This is a genomic window from Ruminococcus sp. AM26-12LB, from assembly GCF_003480785.1.
GTDB classification, from domain to species: Bacteria; Bacillota; Clostridia; order Lachnospirales; family Lachnospiraceae; genus Blautia_A; species Blautia_A fusiformis.
This window is the reverse complement of the sequence record NZ_QUJX01000012.1, coordinates 14,039-37,728: the sequence shown is the minus strand read 5'-3', so window position 1 is coordinate 37,728 and position 23,690 is coordinate 14,039. Positions and strand designations below refer to the sequence as shown.

Annotated in this window: 18 protein-coding genes; 1 reads left to right on the top strand and 17 read right to left on the bottom strand. The window is 44.6% G+C overall.

The genetic code is table 11. From position 1 onward, the window contains the following. Positions 1-7: 7 nt before the first annotated feature. The 3 genes from DW694_RS10235 to DW694_RS10225 are packed head-to-tail and all read right to left on the bottom strand — an operon-like array spanning position 8 to position 4,204. The gene (locus DW694_RS10235; protein ID WP_021650387.1) at positions 8-2,089 is read right to left on the bottom strand and encodes a hypothetical protein; all 2,082 of its coding nucleotides are present in this window, start codon (positions 2,087-2,089) and stop codon (positions 8-10) included. Positions 2,090-2,093: 4 nt separating this feature from the next. Beyond that, positions 2,094-2,765 carry an ABC transporter ATP-binding protein gene (locus DW694_RS10230; RefSeq protein ID WP_015524653.1) on the bottom strand — a complete coding sequence of 224 codons (672 nt, stop codon included), beginning with the start codon at positions 2,763-2,765 and terminating at the stop codon, positions 2,094-2,096. After that, complete coding sequence (locus tag DW694_RS10225; RefSeq protein ID WP_118752943.1) at positions 2,762-4,204, bottom strand: efflux RND transporter periplasmic adaptor subunit; 1,443 nt, start codon at positions 4,202-4,204, stop codon at positions 2,762-2,764. Before DW694_RS10225 ends, DW694_RS10230 begins: the two co-directional genes overlap by 4 nt. A gap of 218 nt (positions 4,205-4,422) precedes the next feature. Between DW694_RS10225 and DW694_RS10220 the strand changes: the two genes are divergently transcribed. Further along, the gene (locus tag DW694_RS10220; protein ID WP_021650385.1) at positions 4,423-5,556 is read left to right on the top strand and encodes a hypothetical protein; all 1,134 of its coding nucleotides are present in this window, start codon (positions 4,423-4,425) and stop codon (positions 5,554-5,556) included. 84 nt (positions 5,557-5,640) lie between these two features. Here DW694_RS10220 and DW694_RS10215 read toward each other — a convergent pair whose 3' ends face one another. The 14 genes from DW694_RS10215 to DW694_RS10150 form a co-directional block, all read right to left on the bottom strand. Continuing rightward, positions 5,641-6,396 carry a TSUP family transporter gene (locus DW694_RS10215; RefSeq protein WP_021650384.1) on the bottom strand — a complete coding sequence of 252 codons (756 nt, stop codon included), beginning with the start codon at positions 6,394-6,396 and terminating at the stop codon, positions 5,641-5,643. 6 nt (positions 6,397-6,402) lie between these two features. Next, the gene (gene aspS / locus DW694_RS10210; protein WP_015524642.1) at positions 6,403-8,202 is read right to left on the bottom strand and encodes an aspartate--tRNA ligase; all 1,800 of its coding nucleotides are present in this window, start codon (positions 8,200-8,202) and stop codon (positions 6,403-6,405) included. Positions 8,203-8,279: 77 nt separating this feature from the next. Continuing rightward, complete coding sequence (hisS, locus tag DW694_RS10205) at positions 8,280-9,533, bottom strand: histidine--tRNA ligase (RefSeq protein ID WP_114002783.1); 1,254 nt, start codon at positions 9,531-9,533, stop codon at positions 8,280-8,282. After that, positions 9,466-10,101 (bottom strand): HD domain-containing phosphohydrolase, encoded by a 636-nt coding sequence (locus DW694_RS10200; RefSeq protein WP_286187008.1) that lies wholly within the window; start codon positions 10,099-10,101, stop codon positions 9,466-9,468. Before DW694_RS10200 ends, hisS begins: the two co-directional genes overlap by 68 nt. 21 nt (positions 10,102-10,122) lie before the next feature. Then, entirely contained in the window at positions 10,123-11,631 is a 1,509-nt protein-coding gene (gene hemZ, locus DW694_RS10195) for a coproporphyrinogen dehydrogenase HemZ (protein ID WP_353615813.1), read from the bottom strand. Continuing rightward, positions 11,624-12,253 (bottom strand): MBL fold metallo-hydrolase, encoded by a 630-nt coding sequence (locus DW694_RS10190; protein ID WP_118752941.1) that lies wholly within the window; start codon positions 12,251-12,253, stop codon positions 11,624-11,626. Before DW694_RS10190 ends, hemZ begins: the two co-directional genes overlap by 8 nt. A 22-nt stretch (positions 12,254-12,275) precedes the next feature. Continuing rightward, positions 12,276-14,501, bottom strand: coding sequence for a bifunctional (p)ppGpp synthetase/guanosine-3',5'-bis(diphosphate) 3'-pyrophosphohydrolase (locus tag DW694_RS10185; protein ID WP_353611209.1), 2,226 nt, complete (start codon positions 14,499-14,501; stop codon positions 12,276-12,278). A 177-nt stretch (positions 14,502-14,678) separates the two neighbouring features. Next, the gene (locus DW694_RS10180; RefSeq protein ID WP_092068853.1) at positions 14,679-15,203 is read right to left on the bottom strand and encodes an adenine phosphoribosyltransferase; all 525 of its coding nucleotides are present in this window, start codon (positions 15,201-15,203) and stop codon (positions 14,679-14,681) included. A 202-nt stretch (positions 15,204-15,405) separates the two neighbouring features. Further along, positions 15,406-17,124, bottom strand: coding sequence for a single-stranded-DNA-specific exonuclease RecJ (gene recJ / locus DW694_RS10175; protein WP_118752940.1), 1,719 nt, complete (start codon positions 17,122-17,124; stop codon positions 15,406-15,408). 169 nt (positions 17,125-17,293) lie between these two features. Further along, complete coding sequence (secD, locus tag DW694_RS10170; protein ID WP_114002779.1) at positions 17,294-19,720, bottom strand: protein translocase subunit SecD; 2,427 nt, start codon at positions 19,718-19,720, stop codon at positions 17,294-17,296. A 15-nt stretch (positions 19,721-19,735) separates the two neighbouring features. Beyond that, complete coding sequence (scfB, locus tag DW694_RS10165) at positions 19,736-21,094, bottom strand: thioether cross-link-forming SCIFF peptide maturase (RefSeq protein ID WP_059086868.1); 1,359 nt, start codon at positions 21,092-21,094, stop codon at positions 19,736-19,738. A gap of 149 nt (positions 21,095-21,243) precedes the next feature. Next, positions 21,244-21,384, bottom strand: a complete 141-nt coding sequence (scfA, locus tag DW694_RS10160) for a six-cysteine ranthipeptide SCIFF (RefSeq protein ID WP_015524633.1) — start codon at positions 21,382-21,384, stop codon at positions 21,244-21,246. 82 nt (positions 21,385-21,466) lie between these two features. Next, positions 21,467-21,817: a TIGR04086 family membrane protein gene (locus DW694_RS10155; protein WP_021650373.1), complete on the bottom strand. Its 351-nt coding sequence runs from the start codon at positions 21,815-21,817 to the stop codon at positions 21,467-21,469. Between the two features lie 50 nt (positions 21,818-21,867). Further along, positions 21,868-23,583: a hypothetical protein gene (locus DW694_RS10150; protein WP_110102451.1), complete on the bottom strand. Its 1,716-nt coding sequence runs from the start codon at positions 23,581-23,583 to the stop codon at positions 21,868-21,870. Between the last annotated feature and the right edge of the window lie 107 nt (positions 23,584-23,690).

The window sequence follows — 23,690 nt, the reverse complement described above, 5'->3', positions numbered from 1 at the left end:
CTGTTATTTATTCATTGTACATATCATCCAAAGTCACTTCTTTTGTCTTGGCTCCCTCCTTCACGGCATCACCATATGGGAAAGCAAGAAGATCATCGGATTTCAGACCTGAAGTTACAACTGCATAATATCCGCTGTTTACAATGCTTCCCACTGTGATCTGCTGCTTTTTCAGTGTTCCCTTCACGTCTTTGTATACATAGCTGGTTCCATTTTCCGTACGGATAAATGCCTTCATCACAACCATACTGCCTTCGGCAAGTTTATTTGACTTCAGAGATACCGTCACATAATCCTGGTCGGTAAACTGCAATGAACGATCTGTGATCTCTGCATTAAAGGTGTAATACGATACATTGGGATTAGAATCTCCACCATAATAAGCATTTGAAGAATCCACCGGGTAATCGGATACATTCAGTACCTTCGCCTCAAAGCTGCCGGAATTATAACTGGTACACTGAAGAAGTGTTCCCTCCTTCATCTGATCCAGCATCAGTTCGCTGACCGTTCCGGTAACATAAAAACCATCCTTGCTTTTTACTTTCAGAAAAGCATCTCCATTATAAGAACCTGTGACTTCATCTCCGATGTAAGCAACCGTTCCATCCAGTTTGCTTGTTATCAGCTTGTTTTTTATTTTGTTCTCCAGCTTAGTGATTTTCAGATTATTTTCCTCAATATCCAGTTTCAAACTTGCGATCTTGTTTTTCTGGATCTTGATCGCATCCTCTCTTGACATGGTTGTGCCATCAGTACCGTCATCTCCATCACCGCTGTCATCCGGTATCTCATCATCATTGTTGTCATATTTGGAAGCCTCGTCCAGTGTAAATTCTGTTTCCGCATACATATATACCGGATTTTCAAGAAGACTTCCATCGATCAGATAATATCCTGTACAGGAAAGTGTTCTGTCCTGAAAATCAGCAATGGTATCATTCTCATGAAACTCCAGCTGGAACCAGCTGCCGCCTTTCTGGACCACTTTGGTTCCATCCTCACTGTATCCCGCCATTCTGTTAAAGAAGGATCCCATCACCGTAACTTTGCCTTTGGCACTGCTTACAAGAAAAACATAGGGATCTTCTTCCGTACCGGTTCCTGTAAACGGCTGAGAAGTATAATCCAGCTTCTGATAAAATTCCGGTTCACCATCTGTGATCCCCGGAATTTCCGGTTCTGTTATATTTGGATCAGGAAGCTCATTGGGTCCCAGTGTGGGAGTCGGTGTCGGAGATACCGTTGGGGTGTCATCTTCTCCGGAACCCCAGTCCGTAGTTTCTCCGTCTGTAATATCATTGACAGTAGGATCCTGGTAAGTCGGATCCATGATCAGATCCTCATCGGATGCAGTTGTATCCTCTTCCATATCCGCTGTGTCATCTCCGGTCATCTGCTCTGTTTCACTGTCCGTCGTTTCTCCGGACGGCATTTCTTCGGTAACTTTCTCTGCAGAATCTTCAAGATCTCCTTCTGTATCTGTAAAGGCACTGAGAAGTAATGGCTTGGAGGAAACCGCTGCAAGATAGCTGCCATCTGCAGTAGCCGCGGAACCAGTAGTTGACTGCATATCCTCGTCTCCGTCACTTCCGGAAGGTGTATCGGTATTTGTCATTTCTCCGTCACCTCCTGTATCACCACCTGTAAGATTCAGGTCCGTATCATCAGTACTGTCTGTACTGTCTTCGATGGGACCTCCATTCTGAAGACTTGTCAGACGGTTCTGTGCTTTGGTCAGATCCTGCTCCTGCTTCTGCTGTTTCAGCTTTGCAATATTCAGTTCCATCTCTACAAGTGTCATATCAAAGGAGATCAGATTATCGCCTTTTTTTACATCATCACCCTGGGATACATATATTTTCTCGATGATCATATCTTTATCCATATTTACATTCTGAGAAACATTCGTGGTGATGGTTCCATCCAGTGTTGTCTCCGAATACCAGTCCGTCTGAAGATTGCTGACGCTGGTTACCGGCACCTCTGTTACCTTGGATTCTTTCACATGCATAAGCCCTGTGTAGATTCCTCCGGCTGCCAATGCCGCAACCAGTACACCAACGATCACTCTCTTCACCACTTTCATTCTATCACCTCTTTTCCTGCAGCTCACCGTCACGGATCATAACAACCCGTTTGGCATGTGCCGCGATCTCCGGGTCATGTGTGATCATCAGCACAGAAACTCCCTCATCGTTCAGCTTCTGAAACAGTTCCATAACCTGTGCTCCCGATTTCGTATCCAGTGCCCCAGTAGGCTCATCTGCCAGCAAAAGCTTGGGATTGTTTACGATTGCTCTTGCAATAGCCACTCTCTGCATCTGTCCTCCGGAAAGCTGGTTGGGCTTAAAATCCACCCTGTCGGCAAGGCCTACACGCTCCAGAGCTTTTCGTGCACGTTCCCGGCGCTCCTTTTTGGGAACCCTTGCATAATTCAGCGGCAGTTCCACATTTGTCAGCGCACTCTGCCTTGGAAGGAGATGAAAGCTCTGAAATACAAATCCGATCGTTTTCAGACGGATATCTGACATCTCATTCTCTGTACATTTGGCAATATCTTCTCCATTCAGGAGAAAAGTTCCCTTGGTAGGTTTGTCCAGGCATCCGATAATATTCATCAGTGTAGTCTTTCCGGAACCGGAAGGTCCCATGATCGCCACATATTCTCCCTCCTCCATGGAAAAATCTACATCTTTCAATACAGGTACCGTCATTTTCCCCTGTTGATAATCCTTATATATTCCTTTTAAATCCAAAATCATTCTGTCGGCGCTCCTTCCATCGGAACAAGGTCATCTCCCGAAGAAATATCGTCTGTCGCATCCATCATGTCACTGTCGATCGCTCCATCTTCGATCATTTCAGGCTCTGAGCCATCACTTTCCGTGTACGCAGAATCATCAATACTTTCATCATCCTCGGAATCATCCCACATCGCCGCTGTAGTCTGATCTGCAGTACCTTCTGTGACAGACATACCTTCTTTCAGCTCATCTGTCGGAAATGCGATCTTATCTTTTTCAGAAAGTCCGTCTGCGATCTCATATTCCCCAAGATCTTCATCATACTGTCCTAATATGACATCTCTCTTCTCCAGCTTGTTCTGACCGTTTGCGATCCAGACATATGGGCTGTCTGTATCCGCATCCACGATAAAATAATCGTTCAGCCAGATACCGGACTTCTTCTCATCCTGTCCTTCGTCCGGTTCAATATACACATGCTGCCCCAGCATCAGACCCTCAGATGAATCCAGATTCACATAAAACGGATAGGTACTGGATGATGTCTGATCATCACTGGCACTGGACATTCCGAACATTGCCATATCCGAACTGCTGTTGCTGGTAGAATTATCCAGGTCAACAGAGCCCATGGTGCCCTTCCAGGTTTTTGAAGAATCCACTCTGGAACGAATGATCACAGGAGTTCCCTCTATGATCGAATCACGGTTTATTTCATTTACCGTTCCCTTTACACGATAAGCACCTGTACTCAGGAGCGTGATAAATGCATTGCCGGAGCTGTCTCCGGAACTGGAATCTGTGGAATCCGTCGTGCCTTCTGTCAGCGTATCCTCCACGCCCTCAGAATCATCGCTGCCCATCTTGGAGGTATCGATCTTCTGGATCACTCCATCGATCTCACTGCGCACCTCGGTATTCTGCGTTGCCTGGGAAAGCTTATCGATCTCTGCCTGTTTACTTTTCTGATCATATTCATTCTTCTTGAGATTCATTTTCTGTGTTTCGATCTCTATTGTATAGGAAAGCTGATTATCTGCTGTAGCTTTCTTTTTCTCAGCTTCCAGTGTAGTGATCTGATCAGATATACTTAACTGTTCGTTTTTCAGGCGATCCAAGGCCAGCTGTGCTTCCTGAAGACTTTGCTGGATACTTCCAAGATCATACTGAAAAAGAAGCTGCCCTTTCTTGACTTCCTGACCGGTCTTTACCTGAACTTCTTTTACCTTTCGACCGCTTTCGATCTTTACCTGAACCGTTTCCTGCGGTTCCACAACACCTGCATATCGGTTTTCCACTCCGGAATCCATTTCCGAAAGCTTGCTTATCTTTGTTACATATACAATATCGCTGCCTCCTGCGGACCCTGCATGATGTGTATAATAATACCATCCACCGGCTCCGATACCGGCTGCAAGTACAAGGACCCCAAGTGCGATCAAAATACGTTTTTTCATATCTGTCCCCTTTTCTCAGCATCGTACTAAAACTATCTGTTGCTTCAAACATCATAGCAGATTCACTCTAAAAAGAAAAGTCCCTGAAGAAAACGATGCAGATTTCACAGATTTTTCATAAAAAAGTCTCCTTTTTCTCCATTTTTGCGATATTTTGACTTTCGGTACTTTATCTGCTAAAATGTTGTAATATAACTTTTTTGAAAGGAAAGAACAATATGAAGACAGTGAAACATCTGCTGGCTTTCTTGATGATCATTCTTCTCTCAGTTTTTTTATGTAGCTGCTCCCAGTCGGCCAAAGCTCATGCGGAGAAGGCGATCAAAAAAGATCTGGATCTTCTTAAAAATCTGGACTCTGAAACAACCATGCAGTACATATCCTATCAGGAACTGTTTCCGGATTCTGATGACAGCACAAAGCTTTCTGCTGACATAAAAGAAGTATTTTCTCTCTTCTTTCAGAATTTCGATTACAAAATCCTGGATATATCCGTTGATAGCGACGAAAAAAATGCTTCTGCGCAGCTTAAGCTTACTACTCTGGATGCTGAAGCTCTTGCCAGTGATTTTGTTTCTGCAAGCCTTCAGGAAGAAATACTGGAAACCGCCTCCGGTAAAGAAAATGATAACGGAAATTCCCTGGAGCAGCGTTATCTGCTCCTGTACAAGCTTCTCAAGAATAACACGTACAGTTCTGTAGAACGCAATACTTCCATCCAACTAAACAATCTTGGATCTTCTTCAGAACCTGACTGGGAGATTACGCACAGTTCCTCTCTCGAAAATGATCTGGTCGGTGGCCTTATCACCTATCTGTCCGATCCTGATCTTGTGCCGCCTGCCGAAACGCTTACCGTCTATCTGAAAACGCTTCAGGAAATGGATGTAAAGCAGATGGCTAATTATTTAGGGCTGGATTCCATTCTGAACACTTCAGATTCGGCAAAAAACGCCATTGCCTCTGCCCTTATGGAACAGTTTCACTCCTGTTTTAACTACAAAATATCAAGCACCTCTGTTTCCGGATATCTTGCTGAAGTGGACGCAGAGCTTACCACATTTGACAGTAATTCCATTCTTACACAGTACGAAAAAGAATTGAATACTTATCTGGCTTCTGCTGATGCAGTGATCGACGGTTCCCAGAAGCGTTACAACAAATCACATGAACTGCTTCTGGACAGTATCAGGAATAATCAGGCAACCATAACTGCCACTGCTACCTTCCATCTCACAAACGATGGTGCATCCTGGAAGCTTGAGAATGCAGGTACCGAACTAGGCAATGCCATCTTCGGAACTCTTACCGCTTCACCGGTTCCTGAAGATTCTACCGAAGATAACGAATAAAGAATAAAAGCTAGAAAACCCGTGAATATCTGCTTTCTCTGACAGGAAAGCGTGATCTTCACGGGTTTTTTATATTCTTCTTTTTTATATTCCGGATATGATCTTTATAAAAAGCAATGCAAGGACTATAAGAATAATAGGCCGTATGATCCGGCTTCCGTTTTTCATAACCATACCTGCACCGGTATAATGTCCTGCGATCGAGAACACTGACGCTGCAATTCCAAGCATGATCACAATCTTTCCGCTGAGCAGAAATACAACAAGAGCCGCTACATTAGAAGAGAGGTTGGTAACCTTCATGGTACCGGAAGCTTTTGCCACACTCATTTTTCCCAATCCTGTAAACAAAAGCAGGAGAAAAGTTCCTGTTCCTGGTCCATAAAATCCATCGTAGCATCCTACAGCAAGAGAGCATACGGCACAGAGCAGGATCTGTTTTTTTCTGGCGATCTCGCCACCCTTCTCATCCATATTTTTCTTGCGCAGCACATAAAAAGCAACCACCGGAAGAACCGGGATCAGCATATAACGCAGGAGCTTATCACTGGCTATAAGCGCAAGGTGAGCTCCTATGGAAGATCCCAGGAGTGCCATTGGAATACATGGAAGCACCAGGATCCAGTCCACAAATTTATTTTTGCACAGACGGACAGTTGAGATCAATGTTCCTGTTGCTGATGACAGCTTGTTGGTGGCAACAGCATTATGTACAGGAACTCCGGCCAAAAGATAAGCAGGCAGGGAGATCAGTCCTCCCCCGCCTGCTACAGCATCTACAAATCCGGCAAGAAATACAAGTGGACAAACGATCAGAAATGTATAGATTGTCGGCTGCATGATCTTTTATTCTTCCTCTTCTTTCTGCGGCTCAAGGTCAAGTCCCAGCTCATGAAGCTGTGCCTCACTTACCTGGCTAGGAGACTGAGTCATCAGACAGGAGGCATCCTTAACCTTCGGGAATGCAATAACATCACGGATCGTATCTGCCTTTGCCATAAGCATAACAAGTCTGTCAAGGCCATATGCAAGTCCTGCGTGTGGCGGAACTCCATATTTGAAGGCATCCAGAAGGAATCCGAACTGCTCATGTGCAGCTTCTTTTGTGAAGCCAAGTGCCTCAAACATTCTTTCCTGAATATCATCCTGATGGATACGCACGCTGCCGCCGCCGATCTCATTTCCGTTAAGAACGATGTCGTATGCTTTTGCACGAACCTTTCCCGGATCTGTGTCAAGAAGCGGAAGATCCTCCTCCATAAGCATGGTGAACGGATGGTGCATTGCTGTAAAACGGTTCTCCTCCTCGCTCCACTCAAGAAGCGGGAACTCTGTTACCCATACGAAACGATACTCATTTTTATCTAAAAGATCCATCTGTTTTGCAAGCTCAAGACGGAGTGCTCCCAGTACATCGTATACCAATTTTGTCTTATCTGCTGCAAAAAGAAGAAGATCTCCCGGCTTGCCGTCCATAGCTTTTACAAGAGCATCCATCTCTTCATCTGTCATAAACTTGGCGAAAGAAGACTTTCTGGTTCCGTCCTCTGCAATGGCAATGTATGCAAGACCTTTTGCACCATAACCTTTTACGAACTCAACAAGCTTATCGATCTTCTTTCTCGGCATTGCGCCCTGACCTTCTGCATTGATACCACGAACACTTCCGCCGTTCTCAAGCGCACCTGTGAACACACCAAATCCGCAGTCTTTTACGATATCACTGACATCATGAAGTTCCATACCGAAACGCATATCCGGCTTGTCGGAACCAAAACGATCCATAGCTTCCTGCCAGGTAATTCTCTGGATCGGGAGTTTTACATCGATATCCAGAACTTCTTTGAACAGGAATGCAAGATATCTCTCGTTAACATCGATAACATCGTCTACATCAACAAAGGAAAGCTCCATATCGATCTGTGTGAACTCCGGCTGACGGTCAGCACGAAGATCCTCATCACGGAAGCATCTTGCGATCTGGATATAACGATCAAATCCGGAGCACATCAGAAGCTGCTTGTACAGCTGCGGAGACTGTGGAAGGCCATAGAAGCTTCCCGGATGAACACGTGATGGTACCAGATAGTCTCTGGCTCCCTCAGGAGTACTCTTTCCAAGCATCGGTGTCTCAATCTCAAGGAATCCCTCTTCTGTAAAGAACTGTCTTGTAAGCTGGGCAACCTTGCTCTTCATCATGATATTTCTCTGAAGATCTGGTCTTCTTAAATCAAGATAACGATATTTAAGTCGGATCTCATCTTTTGTCTTGCTATTCTCCTCGATCGGGAATGGAGGAACATCTGCCTCAGCAAGAACACGGAGGGATTTTACACGAAGCTCGATCTCGCCAGTTGCAAGATTCTCGTTTACTGCTCCTCCACGTTTCTCTACGGTACCGGTTACAGCAATAACAAACTCACTACGCAGTTTACCTGCTTTTGTAAAGCCTTCCTCGTCAATGCTGCCATTCTCAAAAATCAGCTGCATGATCCCGGAACGGTCACGAAGATCCACAAATACAAGACCTCCTTTATTTCTGGCTTTTGCCACCCATCCCATTAATGTTACTTCTTTTCCGACCATCTCTGTGGTCACTTCTGCACATCGGCAAGTTCTGTGCAGTCCCTGCATGCTTTCAGCCATCTCTTTATCCTCCTCTGACTATTTTTTTCATAGTCATTTTAATTTACTCTGCTATCTCCGTTTTCAGACGGGCAGTTTCAGTCTCTGTTGAAAAATTCTACATACTCTGTATAACCATCTGCTGCCAGCTGGTCTTTCTGGAATTTTTTGTTCTTTTTCATGATAGAGATATTGATCTGTGTACCTGCACTTCTTTCCTCAGTTGCCTGTTTCAGGATGTTCAGAAGCTTGTCTGCCGGCATGTTCTTCTCGATCAGATATGCTTTCTTGCCATTCTTGGTTGGAATCTCATAGCCTCTCTCAAGAAGCAGCATAACGATTCTCTCAAATCCAATGGAGAAACCGCAAGCACAGGTATTATTTCCTGTAAATTTACCGATCATCTCATCGTAACGTCCGCCTCCACCGACGCTTCCGCCGAACTCATCCATGGAAATCTCAAAGATCGGACCTGTGTAATAGGACATTCCACGTACCAGTGTAGGGTCAAAGGACATTTTGAAGTCTGCTGTTTTTACAGATTCTACAGTGTTGATGATCGTTTCAAGATCCTCTGCAATACCTGCTTCCAGAACATCAGAAAGTTTTTCTTTAATATAACGGACACCCTCAACATCGTTGGTGATCTCACGGAAAAGTCCAAGATAAGTGTCAATGCTCTCTTTCGCAAAGCCCTCTTTCTCAAGCTCCTCTGCAACTCCCTCGATGCCGATCTTATCCATCTTGTCAAGAATAATAAAGACAGTATCAAAGCTCTCTGCCGGGAATCCACTGTACTGAGCCATTGCCTTCAGGATCCTTCTGTCATTGATACGGATCGTAAAGTTATGGAAATCCAGTTTTCCAAGAAGTGTTGTAGTTGCAAGTACAAGCTCGATTTCAGCAAGATAGGTCGGCTCACCCAGGATATCGATATCACACTGCATAAACTGACGGAAACGACCTCTCTGCGGACGGTCAGCTCTCCATACATTTCCCATCTGAAGTGCCTTAAACGGAGCTGGAAGCTCGTTTGCATTATTGGAATAATATCTGGAAAGCGGTACGGTCAGGTCATAGCGAAGTCCGGAATCTGTCAGATCATTCTCTGTTTTTGCAGTATCCAGTTTCAGTTTCTCGCCTCTCTTCATGATCTTGAAGATCAGTTTTTCATTTTCACCGCCCTGCTTGCTGCAGAGATTCTCAATATGTTCTACACAGGGAGTCTCAATTGCGGAAAAACCAAAGGTTCCGTACGTCTCTCTGATCATATTCATCACATAGTTACGGATTGCCATTTCCTTCGGTAAAATGTCCTTCATTCCTGTAACCGGTTTCTTTTTTAATGCCATAGTTTCCTCCTTTATGAATCACCCTCTGAAATGCAAGAAACACCTGCATGTCAAAGTTTTTAATCTCATCGATCATCAGTCTTAAAACTTCATCATTTTCCAGAGCTTTCCGATATGGTCTGTCCATACTCAAAGCCGCATATACATCACATACTCTCAGGATCCTTGCACCCATAGGGATATCCTTTCCGCTTCTGTTGCAGGGATAACCGCTGCCGTCAAAATTCTCATGATGATAAAGAATACTTTCCAGAACATAATCGGAATATCCCTGGTCTTTCAGGATCTCGTAACCTAATGTGGAGTGCATGCGGACATACTTCAATTCTTCAATGACCATCGGATTCTGCTCTTGGCCATTAATGTATCCTTCCAGTTTCAGCTTGCCTATATCATGGAGCATTCCGGCAATAGCCAGCTGATAACATTCTTTCTCGCCAAGACCAAGCTCCTTTGCCACATCATAGGCAAGGTTACTGACAACAACCCCATGTTTCAGCTCTGCGGAAAGATCCATTTCCAGGATCCGGTCCTGCGTAGTTTCACTTATCTTCTGTACGCTTTTCAAGGATCCGTCTCTCCTTTCCGTCTACAGCCATTTTGCAATGCCCTCGCGTTTTCTCTCGATCATTTCATCGATACGTGTGATATAATTGACAACATCCTTCACATTCTCCACACGCTCAATGCGCTGTCCGTGATCAAACACAAGCTTGGAGGAACCACCTGCACCCAGTGCGATGATCGGCTGCTTTTCCTCCATAATCAGTATATTGTAAATCCCTGCTTTGTCAACCTCAGAATACCCAACGTTCTCAAAATTCCCCTTCATATTCTTCTGTCTGTACAGATAATAAGGGCCCATTCCCATCTCGTAGGCAGTTTTCATAGTCAGATCCATGATTTCCTGATTGTTTTCAAAGGTCATCTCCTGGTATTTATCACGGAAAATATTCAGTCTTGCCGCACGCTTCACAGCAAGAGAATGTACGGTCAGGCTGTCCGGCCCGAGAGCTTTTACCTCGTCCAGTGTATGCTGCACTTTTGTGATATCTTCGCCGGGAAGACCCACGATCAGATCCATATTGATATTGTCGAATCCGGCTTTTCTTGCCAGATGAAACACATTCTTTGTCTGTTCTACTGTATGACGTCTGCCAATGATATCCAGGGTTTCCTGATTCATGGTCTGTGGATTTACAGAAATCCTGGTAACCGGAAACTCCCGGATCGCCTGAAGCTTTTCCAAGGTTATACTGTCCGGTCTTCCTGCCTCAACCGTAAATTCTTCCAGCTCCTCACAGGGAAAATATTCCGTGATCGCGCCAAGAAGTCTCCGAAGCTGATCCGGCTCCAGTGTGGTAGGTGTTCCCCCACCGATATAGACCGTATCCAGCTTCCGGTTTTTCATCATCCCGGAAACAGCCCTGATTTCCTTTACCAGCGCATCCAGATACGCCTCCACATATTTACGCCATCTCTCCAGCGGATAGGAACTGAATGAACAGTACAGACAGATACTCGGACAGAAAGGAATGCCAACATAAAGGCTGTAACCGTTTTCATAATCAATGTTTTTCAGGATATCCCGCTCACGATTTGCGATGGTAACTGCAAGAGCTGTTTTCTCTGGACTTACCAGATACTGATCTCTCATATATCTGGCGATCTCCGTATTTTTCATTCCGGACTCCAGCATTCCCATAGCCATTTTCACAGGACGGATGCCTGTAAGATTTCCCCAGGGAAGTGTCTTTCCTGTAACTTTGGAAAGCATCTGATACAGAGCGTATTTGATCGCGTCTTTATTTTTTCTGCGGATATCATGGGCATCATTGCAAGAAATAAGGGCATCCGAAGCTTCTCCACTGGATTGCCCTTCTATCACAGCCCCATGAGCTGTTTTTTTCTCTATTCCGTTGTTGTAACTGATGGTATAACCTTCTTCATCACGTGAGACCCGGAAGCGGATATCATAATCCGCATCATCCTCTTCATAAAGAGAAACGATCTCATTTCCGGGATAAAACGCTTTGATCAGTTCATACACATCATGCTCAAAATCTCTGTTCTGAAACAAAATGCCAATCTTATACAAATGGATTATACCTCTTTTCATAACCAATGGTTGTGGATGCGTCATGCCCCGGAAATACTTCTGTATCCTCCGGCAAAGTATCCACAAGCTTGTGAAGGCTTCTTACGATCTCAGCAGAACTTCCGCCAGGAAAATCGGTTCTTCCCACAGAGCCGCAAAACAATGTATCTCCGCTGAAAAGCACACCTTCGTCTTTGATATAATAGCAGCAGCTTCCTTTGGTATGTCCCGGTGTGTGGAACATCTGAATGGAAAATCCAGCCGCTTCGAAGATCTGCCCGTCATCCAGAAGAACATCCGGCTTAATTGAACAGGCACTTCCATAAACAACAGTCATATTTATCGTGGGCTCTGCCAGCATCACTTCTTCCTGCATGCATGCATAAACCGGGATCTGATATTTTTCCTTCACTTCCTTTACAGCCATGATGTGATCAAAATGACCATGTGTCAGAAGGATCCCCACCGGTTTTCCCTGCATAAGAGATACTTTCTGAAAAACTTTTTCTGCATAGTCTCCCGGGTCTACGATCAGCAGTTCTCCGGTCTCTTTATTTTTCAGAAAATAGCAGTTGGTAAACACCTGGCCCAGCACACACTGCTGCATTTCAAGTTTACTCATAAAAATTCCTCCGTTTATCGGGTCAGCCCGTTGTTCGCTCTACATCAAGAACACTTTCAACCTGACGGATCTTTTCGATCAGAGAATTCAGTTCCTGTTTGCTGCATACATTAAAGGACATGGAAATCGTGGCGCGTTCCTGCTTGTTGGTACGGCTGTTAATGGAACGAAGATCGATCTTCCTCTCTGTAAAGATCTTGGAAATATCCACCAGAAGTCCGGTACGGTTATTTGCATAAACCTGGATCTCCGCTTCGTATTTCTCGGAATCCGCTCTGTCCGGCATCTGCCACTCTGCTTCAATGAGACGTTTCCGGTCAATCTCAGGCATGTTGAGCACATTCACACAGTCTGTACGATGAATGGTGATCCCTCTTCCTCTTGTTACAAAGCCTACGATCTCATCTCCCGGGATCGGACTACAGCATTTGGAAAAACGAACTGCCACATCATGAATGCCTTTTACTACAATGCCACTCTTACTCTTGGCAATGTGAAGCTTCTCCTGTGATTCGGAAGCTGCCTCCAGGACCTGTTCATCTGTAAGATTCTTCTTATGCTCCCTCTCATAGGCTTCTACCAGCTTGTTAAACACCTGACCTTCTTTCAGGCCACCATGTCCGATCGCTGCCAATACAGAATCCCAGTCTCGGAAACCATATTTATGCATTACCGATTCCATATACTGTGGCTTGGTATATATGCCTGGTTTAAAGCCCTTGGTCTTGGCATACTGATTCAGCATGTCCTTACCCTTCAGGATATTATCTTCCTTCAGTTCTTTCTTAAACCACTGGTTGATCTTATTCTTAGCCTGTGTGCTCTTTACGATCTTCAGCCAGTCACGGCTGGGGCCCTGAGAATTCTGGGATGTTATGATCTCAATACGATCACCGTTTTTGATCTTATATTCAATAGGAACAAGTTTGCCATTGACCCTGGCACCTACCATCTTGTTTCCTACTGCACTGTGCACGCTGTATGCAAAATCAATAGGTGTAGAACCATTTGGGAGTGTTTTTACATCTCCCTGGGGAGTGAAACAGTAAACACTGTCCGCAAAAAGATCCAGATCATTTTTCAGAAGGCTCATGAACTCCCGGTTATCGGACATGTCGCGCTGCCACTCCAGGATCTGGCGCAGCCAGTTCAGCTTCTCTTCCTCACTCTTTCCAGGTTTCTTACCATCGGAAGTTTCCTTATATTTCCAATGAGCTGCAATACCGTATTCTGCGGTTTTATGCATTTCAAATGTACGGATCTGGATTTCGAAAGGCTGTCCGTTAGGACCAATAAGCGTTGTATGCAGAGACTGATACATATTGGCCTTCGGCATTGCGATATAATCTTTAAATCTGCCGGGGATCGGCTTGTACATCTCATGGATAACACCAAGAGCTGCATAACAGTCCTTCACAGTATCTACAATGATGCGTACAGCAAACAGGTCATAAATCTGATCAATGGTTTTATCCTGATTGACCATCTTCTTATAGATGCTGAAGAAATGCTTCACGCGGCCATCCACCTGTGCCCTGATATTGGCATCCTCCATATGCTGCTTTACCTGTTTCACGATAGAATTAACAAATTCCTCACGGGCACTTTTGCGAAGAGCAACCTTTTCTACCAGATCATAGTAAACATCCGGCTTCAGATACTTAAGAGAAAGATCATCCAGTTCCACCTTGATCTTGGAAATACCAAGCCGCATAGCAATGGGAGCATAGATATCCATGGTTTCCCTTGCCTTCTCCTGCTGTTTCTCTGGTCTCATATACTGCAGGGTACGCATATTATGAAGACGGTCCGCAAGCTTGATCAGGATGACGCGGATATCCTTAGCCATTGCAAGGAACATCTTTCTTAAATTCTCAGCCTGAACCTCTACCTTGTCCTTGGAATAGGACAGCTGTCCCAGCTTGGTAACACCATCTACCAGAAGCGCTACTTCAGAACCAAATTCCTTTTCTACTTCTTCATACGTCATCCAAGTATCTTCTACCGCATCATGAAGAAGACCTGCCACTATGGTCTCCTTATCCAGCTCAAGATCCGCAAGGATGATTGCAACACAAAGAGGATGAATGATATAAGGTTCACCGGATTTACGTTTCTGATCCTTATGTGCCTCACTGGCCACTTTATAGGCCTTTTCAATCATGGAAATATCTGTAGACGGATGATATTTCTTCACACTTTTTATCAGCTCCTGATAAAGAACCTCAGGGCTTGTAAAATCATGCATGGATTTCACCGCCGCATCTGCCTTCCGGACAGACTCTCTTTTTTCTTCTTCCTTCTGTATCTCAATGTTTTGTTTTTCCGTATTTTTTGTCTCTGCCATTAAATCCCACCTGCCTGTGCACAATTTCATACTGCCGTATGACTACAACAGTTCACATCCCCTTCCACCGACAAAAAATTATTTTCCGTCGTAACAGATCACAGATGCCACATTATAACCTTTGAGACGCTCACGTCCCTTCAGACCTGCAAGCTCCATAAGGAAAACCACCTTGACAACCTCGCCGCCAAGCTCCTCCACAAGCTTGATGGCTGCTTCCACGCTTCCGCCCGTAGCGATCAGGTCATCCACAATAACAACCTTCTGTCCCGGCTTGATGGAATCCTTATGCATCTCGATAGTTGCACTTCCATACTCCAGATCATAGGTTCTGGAAACGGTCTCACATGGAAGTTTTCCTGCTTTGCGGACCAGAACAAAGGGTTTGTGAAGATTATATGCGATCGGCATACCAAAGATAAAGCCTCTGGATTCAAGACCTGTGATCACATCGAACTCCTCACCCTCCAGACAATCCTGCATAGAATCAATGGCAAGCTGTAATCCATCCGCATCCTGAAGGACGCTGGTAACGTCACGGAAAATAATCCCTGGCTCTGGAAAGTCCGGGATACTTCTTACATATTCTTCTATTTTTTTCATAATAACCTCCAATGGTTTAATTTGTCAATCAGATGTTAGATAGTATAGCACTTTTTCTGTAGGGAATCAATGTGCAACCCGACAGAACTCGTGGAATTACGACAGGTCCTGGACTGCATATTGCCCAGTACAGAGCTTCCTTTCCTGTTTGACAGTCAATTACTCGCTGTCAGGATGTGCATTTTAGAGATACTTTCTCCTGTTATTCTGTAATATAATTTCGGATTACGATCTGTAAGGTCTCTCTTCCCTGATAACGGTTGATCTCAGGATAATATGTGACCGCAATACTTCCACAGTTTTTTATTCTATCAACAAATTCATCTGCTTCTCCAAAATATACTGCTTCCACTACACAGCCGGTACTGTCTGACAGCTGAAGCTTTGCCACATTCCTATTTTTGCCAAGAATACGGCTGCTTAAAACCCGAAGTCCCTTCTGTGCAAAAATCGGTTTGGTATTTCCCTTTCCAAAAGGCTCCAGCAGGGATATCTCTTCCACAAGTTCCTTATTTATATAGGAAACCGGCATTGGCACATCGATCAGGATCTTTGGAGCCAGATCCTTTTCTGTCAGAGTACAGTTTTCGTTTAACCGTCTGCGGAACTCTTCCACATTTTCTTCTTTAATGGATAATCCTGCCGCCATAGGATGACCGCCATACTGTTCCATCAGATCTCCGCATTTTACCAGTTCCTCAAACATGGAATAGCTTTCTATGGAACGTCCGCTGCCTTTCACCATTGTTTCACCTTTTGTCAGGACAAAGACCGGTTTATTGTACTTTTCCCGGATACGTCCTGCAATAATTCCGGCCAGACTTTCGTGACAGTCCGGTAAATAGATCACAAGAACCCTGTCCTGTCCGATTTCTGTCTCTTCCACAATACGGATCGCTGCTTCCTTTCCCTCTTCTGTGAGAGCTTTTCTGCTTTGATTCAGCGCAGTCAGATCACCGGCAAGTTTTGCTGCTTCATCTTCCGTCTCCGCACAGAGCAGTTTCAGGGAACGTGCAGCGGTATCTAGTCTTCCACTGGCATTGATACATGGTCCCAGCACAAACCCTACATGATAGGCAGTGATCGGCCCCTCCTCCAGGCCATTGGCACGGATCAGTTCACGGAGACCTTTGTTAGAAGTGTGGGAAAGTCGTTTCAGGCCTTCCTTTACAAGGATGCGGTTTTCACCCTGAAGATCCATCACGTCTCCCACCGTGGCAATGGCTCCTAATTCCAGAAAATCTTCCAGCTCTTTTTCCGGAATCCCGCATGCCTCATAGAGAGCTGTCACCAGCTTCAACGCAACAACTGCTCCGCACAATCTTTTCTCCGGATAATTACAGTCCGGCTGTTTTGGATTTACAATGGCATCAGCCGGCGGAAGGATCAGTTCTCTTCCATCTTCCGTTTCTTTATAGGGAATTTCATGATGATCGGTTATTATCACCGTCATTCCCTTCTCTTTAGCCATAGTGATTTCATTGTACGCCGCAATTCCATTATCACAGGTAACAATTACGTCAATCCCATCATTCACTGCTCTTTCGATCAGGTGCTCATGGATTCCATATCCGTCCGCCACACGGTCCGGAATATATGTATCTGCCAGAGCTCCTGCACGCTTCAGTCCTTTGATCAGAATGAAGGTCGATACTACCCCATCAATGTCATAATCGCCTATAATACGGATGCGTTTTTTTTCCTTTATTTTATTCCGCAGGATCTCCACTGCCTTATCCACATCTTTCATCAAATGCGGAGAAGCCAGTTCGTCCACCTTTCCATAAAGATATCTGCGAATTTCATCCCTGTCCTGTACATCCCGGTTTCGGATCAGTCTGGCGATCACCGGATCAATTCCGAACTCTTTTCCAATTGCAGCAAAATCCGCCCGTTTTGCAACAACAACCCATCGTTCCATATTGTTTCCTCCTTGATGCTTTGCCGCTTTCTTTCTTCAAAGCAACGCAATAACCGTATTGTAACTCATACTCCTGCATAGCTGCAAGTTTTTTATGCCACACAAAAAAAAAACGCTCCGCCAGGAAATATTCTTTCCCGGTACGGAACGTTTCTGTTATTCAGCAATTTTATTCAGATTTCTCCTCATCATTCTGCTGCTTTGCTGCCTCCTGCGCTGCAAGGCGCTCGGCAACTCTTTTACGGTTTTTCTTCTTCGGCTGCTGCTGAGCTGTCTGCTGTCCGGATGGCTGTTTTACCTTTTTCTCAGATTTCTCGGAAGAAATCTTTGCGGAAGCTGCTGCAGCTGCCGGTGCTGCAACACGATTTTTTCTGAATGTTTTCATGGTGTACCACAGAGCACCAGTGATGCATACAGAAGAATATGCTCCACCAATGATACCTACCATCAGCGGTGCTGCAAATTCTTTAATTGAGGAAACACCCATTACATAAAGAATTGCAACCATTACAAATGTTGTCAGGGATGTGTAAATGCTTCGTGTCAGAGTTTCTGTAACACTGGTATTTACGATCTCTTTCAGTTTCTCATCCTCAACTTTCTTTCTGCCTCTCATATTCTCACGGATACGGTCGAAGATGACAATAGTAGCATTGATAGAATAACCTACGATCGTCAGCATACACGCAATAAATGTGTTTCCCACAGATGTTCTGGAAATAACATAAAACGCAAGTACGACCAGGACATCATGAAGAAGTGCGAGTACTGCACTGCTTGCAAAGCGGATATCCTTAAAACGGAACCAGATGTAAAGAAGCATGAAGATCGCAGCTACGATAACCGCTACGATAGCGTCTCTTCTCATCTCATTGCTGACAGTAGCGGAAATATTCTCCGATGTGATCAGACTTGTATCTACATCAAAATTTTCCTCCAATGCCTTATTCAGTGCTTCTCGTTCCTTAAGATCCAGAGAACGTGTTTTGATCACTACCTGATTGGTTCCCTGCACCTTGGTCGGCTGTACATTCTTATCACCTGTCACTGCCTCAACAACCGGTGTTACCTCGGAATCGATCTCCTTGATATCCATCTCTTTATTGAAGGTTACATTGGTAGAAGTACCGCCGGAAAACTCCAGACTGTAATTCATGGCTTTGTCACCGATCACATTACTGTGGACCAGCATTCCTACAGGTCCGCAAAGGATCAGGATAATGGAAACAGCAAAGAAGATTTTTCTCTTTCCAACAAAATCCACAACCTTACGTTCCTTGGCAATGCCATAAAATTTCGGGTCACGAACACCAATTGCGTATACCGCATTAATAACAAGCCTGGATATAACCAGTGCTGTAAACATGGAGATCACGATACCCATTGCCAGCGTGTAGGCAAACCCCTTAACAGAACCGGAGCCAAGCCACATCAGCACACAAGCCGCGATCAGTGTTGTGATGTTTCCATCAAAAATAGCGGAAAACGCTTTGCCGAATCCACTTTTGATCGCTGCATGGACAGAAAGGCCTGCCGCGATCTCCTCACGGATTCTGGCGTAGATGATAACATTGGCATCCACTGCCATACCAATGCCCAAGATGATACCTGCAATACCCGGAAGCGTAAGGGTGATATCAAAGGCATTCAGTGTGATCAGCATTAAGGTTGTATAAAGAACCAGTGCAACAGATGCAACCAGACCTGGGATACGGTATGCGATGATCATGATCAGCATAACGATCACAAGACCGATTGCTCCGGCTTTTACACTTGTTGCAATGGCTTCTTCACCAAGCTGTGCAGCAACTACGCTGGAACGAAGCTCGGTAAGCTCAAGACTTAAGGAACCGATTCTTATGTAAGAAGCAAGATTCTGTGCCTCTTCTGTACTTGCCATTCCGGTGATCTGAGCTTTTCCGCCGGAAATCTCCTCATTTACATTCGGAGCGCTTAAAACCTGATCGTCATATACGATTGCGATCTGCTTTCCAACATTTGCCTTGGTAGCTTCCGCAAATTTGGTTTTTCCATTCTTTGTAAGAGTCAGACTGACTGCATATTTCTGGGAGCTTGTGGATGAATCCTGATAAGCACCTCCCTCAGCGTCTGCAACGTCTGTACCTTCCAGTACAACAGATCCGGCTTTCTGGATATCCTCAATACTTCTTGCAAGAACATATCCACTCTCACTGTTTCCTGTTGTAAAATTCTGGTTTCCGTCTGCATCTGTCTGATCGATAAAATACAGAGAACCTGGCTTTCCAAGTTCTTCCAGGATCGCATTTGCATCTGATACTCCTGGAATCTCAATGGTGATACGGTTGGAACCTTCCTGATATGCCTGTGCCTCAGTACTGTACTGAGAAACACGCTGCTGCATCTTGTAAACAGTATCGGACATGTCTTCCTTGCTCGGATTGCTGTCCTTAGCCTGGTATGTGATGCTGACACCGCCGGCAAGATCAAGTCCGGTGTTGATATTCTTAGCCGAACCTGTTCCTGTAGGACCAATGCCTACCGCAGCCACATAGCAGAAGAATACTGTGACAATTGCTGTCAGAAGCAGCACTGCAATTCCTCTACTTTTCTTCATTTTCTTTTTCCTCTCTTATTCCGCCAAAGCGGCTTTTATCATGATAGCGCACTCCACACGCTTCCTCTGGAGTTCGCATCCGATCTTATAATTCCCCCGGATATCCCCGCCGAAATGGTAACCATTTGCCGCACAGCCGCCGCTGCAGTAGAATCTGGCAAAACAGTCTTTACAGTCCGGTTTCGTATAGACGTTACATCTTCCAAAGTCTTTTACGATTTCAGGCTTTGTGATTCCCTCGTCTACATTACCCATAAGGTACTGTTCCTCACCCACAAACTGGTGACATGGATAAAAATCTCCCCACGGAGTAACAGCCAGGTACTCGGTTCCTGAACCGCATCCGGAAAGTCGTTTGTATACACACGGACCACCGGTAAGGTCTATCATAAAGTGGAAGAAGTTGAATCCTTTTCCCTCTTTTTCTCTTTTGATCATTTCTTTTGCAAGAATATCATACTGTTCCAGGATCTGTGGGATATCCTCCTCACGGATCGCATACTCTTCTGTATCTGCTGCCACGACCGGCTCAACAGAAATCTGCTTGAAGCCAAGATCTGCCAGATGCAGAACATCCTGAGAGAAATCAAGATTATGATGAGTAAAGGTTCCTCTTACATAATACTTGTCCTGATTTCTGGATTCCGCAAATTTCTCAAATTTCGGCATGATCAGATCATAGCTTCCTGCACCCTTACGGAACGGGCGCATGTAGTCATGAACTTCTTTTCTACCGTCCACGCTTAAGACAACATTTCCCATTTCCTTATTGCAGAATTCCATCACCTCATCATTTAAAAGAACGCCGTTGGTTGTCAGTGTGAAGCGGAATTTTTTGTTATGAAGTTTCTCCTGTTCTCTTCCATATTTCACAAGATCCTTTACAACCTGCCAGTTCATAAGAGGCTCGCCGCCAAAGAAATCCACTTCCAGATTCTTTCTGGAGCCGGAATTAGCGATCAGGAAATCCAACGCTTTTTTTCCTACCTCAAAAGACATCAGCGCACGTCTTCCGTGATACTCTCCTTCTTCTGCAAAACAATATCTACATGCCAGATTACAGTCATGAGCAATATGAAGGCAAAGAGCCTTTACAACGGTCTGGCGGTTTTTGGTAAATTCATCAATGATATTCTCATAAATATCTTTTGTAAAAAGCATTCCCTGTTCCTGAAGCTTCTTACATTCAGTTACAGAGGTTTCCACATCCTCTTTCTTAAAACGGTCGCCAAGCTTCTCAGCAATGGCAGCCGCTTCCATGCCTTCTTCAAGATACGGCAGCACCTCATAGGTTACTTCATCTACTAGGTGGATACAGCCGCTGTTGATATCCAGCACAATATTATATCCATTACTTTGATAACGGTGAATCAGACTCATCTTCCCGCAATCCTTTCTAAAATTCTTTTATAACCCGACAAAACGCGCCCTCCGGCGCGTTTTGCTGGATACCTGTTACTTTCAGATAAAACAAGTGAAGCAGCGGATCTCCCGCTGCTTTCCACTCATTCAACGGCTGCTTCTTATTTGTGCTCGCAGCTCTGGTTTCCTACTGTACAGGAAGTCTTGCAAGCAGACTGACAGGATGTCTGACATTCGCCACATCCACCCTTCTTAACCGTGTTCTGAAGGTTCTTTGTATTTAATGTCTTGATATGTTCCATGATATATCCTCCTTTATGTATTCTATTCTTTGCCTAGTATAGCATAAAATCATCGATTTTCAAAGCATTTTTTTGTAAGCTTTTACGACAGCATCCCACCAATGGCTCCGCCACCAAGACACATGAAAAAAGTAGTCAACGCATGGGCAAAGGTCATATCCCATTTCCCCTGTGCCAGAAAAGATACCAGAAGCAGCAGAACATAATAGGAAAGCCCGGTAACGATCCCCCATATATATCGGTCTTTCCGTATGATCTTTCCCGCCATAAAACCTCCGACCAGGCAGGATACTACATAAATAATAATGATCCCCACCGCCGCCGTCCCTCCTCCAAATTCAAACTGAAAGAGCAGAAACGCCAGTATCAGAAGAAAAAGTCCTGTCACTCCATAGGCTAGCAGCAATGATCGTAATATTGCTTTTCCCTTCATAAAAAAGCCCTCCCACAGTCATTATATGGGAGAGCTTTTTCTCTTATTCATTACTTCTTTCTTTTCTTAAAAAACACTGCTACACCAGCTACAACTGCCGCTGCCACAAACAAGATCACAAACGGAAGGATCTGAGTGTTATCTCCGGTATTTACCTGTTTCTTGGATGTTGTTGCAGAAGACTGTTCTTCAGCCTCATTCTCCGCCGTATCACTGTTCTGAGAAGAAGACTGTTCCTGATCTGTGCTATCTGAAGTCAGATTCTGAGATGTCTCTGCCGTATTGGTGTCTGTACTGTCTGTTTCTGCAGAATCTGCAGTACCTGAAGATGCAGTATCTGAAGATGAAGCATCAGCTGCAGGTGTAACCGTTGCACCGGTATTGCTTTCAGCATCTGGCCCTACCAGAGATTTACTTCCAGCGATGCCAAATGGGCTGAATGAATGTGTACTGAAAGTCATTGTGGCACCATCCATGCTTGGAATGATAGTCTCCATTGCGCCATTATCAAGAAGGTGTTCAATAGAATATGTATAGCCGGCCTTTACAGGTACAGTCACACTGATATACTCCCCATCCGGAATTTTATACTCTGTATTATTCTGTGTATCCCAGAGTTCAAACTCATAGGATTTAAAGATTGTTGCATCTTCTTCATTGGTAAACTGATAGTCCTCACCACCAGAAACACGAAACTGTACATACCACGGAAGATCGATTCCTGATACAGTTATTCCATCACAGGTATGATTTTGAGACGCAATTTCCTCTTTTTCTGTTTCTGTCAGATCGGTAGCTGCATTCTGAGGGCGTTTATCCTCTGTATCATCTTTCCTGTCAAAAATATTATCCTTGTTTTCTTCAGTATCAGGAGTCTCCGTAATTTCTGGAATCGCAGTAATTTCAGCATCGTTATTTTTTTCATGCTTCTCATCGTCTCTATTCTCAGATGCTGCATCAGGATCCATACCATCTTCTGCCGCCGGAGTTATCGTTACAGCAGGAGTTTCCACAGCTTCTGCTTCTTCCCCATCCTGAGTTTTATTATCCTCAGATGGTGCAGCTGTTACCTCCGGAGCTTCTGTTATCTCCGGATCCCTTTTTTCCTCTCCACTGGCATCTGCTGCATCTGAAGAATCTGAAGAAGACTGCTCCGTTTTTCCTGTTGTCTCCGGATCTTCTTTATTTTTCTGGGCACTGTCATCCTGCAGACCTTCGTTCTTCTTCTCATTCTCTGCAGTGCTGTCCTCTGTTTCTTTTACAGAAGTATCTGCATCACTCTCATTGACGTCGGTTCCATTTTCCTCTTTATCATCGGTTCCATAGGATTCTCCTGAATCTGAATCAGAAGAATCGGAACTTTCCTCACTTCCGGAATTTTCCTCTGTACTGTCAATGCTGCTGACCACAACTGTCACGGAACCTGTAAGTGTTCCTGAATTACTATCCCACCCCGGAAGGCCTGAAAGGTCAGCACCTGCAGCAGGTTTGAACACTACCCCACAGGATTGCACACGTTTGTCCGGAACATAAGAACTATCTGCCCAGGAAAGAGTTCCATACGCATTAGATGGGAGCGCAATGTTAGCAAGAGCTGTAGGGCTGTCAATAGTTATATTATCCGGGATCACAGCACCGGATTCTATACCTGAAGAGTTCTCCGCATATGCCGGAAAGGTCTGTCCTCCGATCAGTGTCATGGACAATGCCGCTGCTGCCAGTATTGAAAAGCTTCTGCTAAATGTAATCTTTGTGTTCTTTTTCATAATAATCTGCACCTCTATATTCAAAATCTAAGATTCATATTTGCCTTTTGTCAAAAAATTCAGTTATATAAAATATCGAACGCATGTAACATGCGCTCGAACCAATA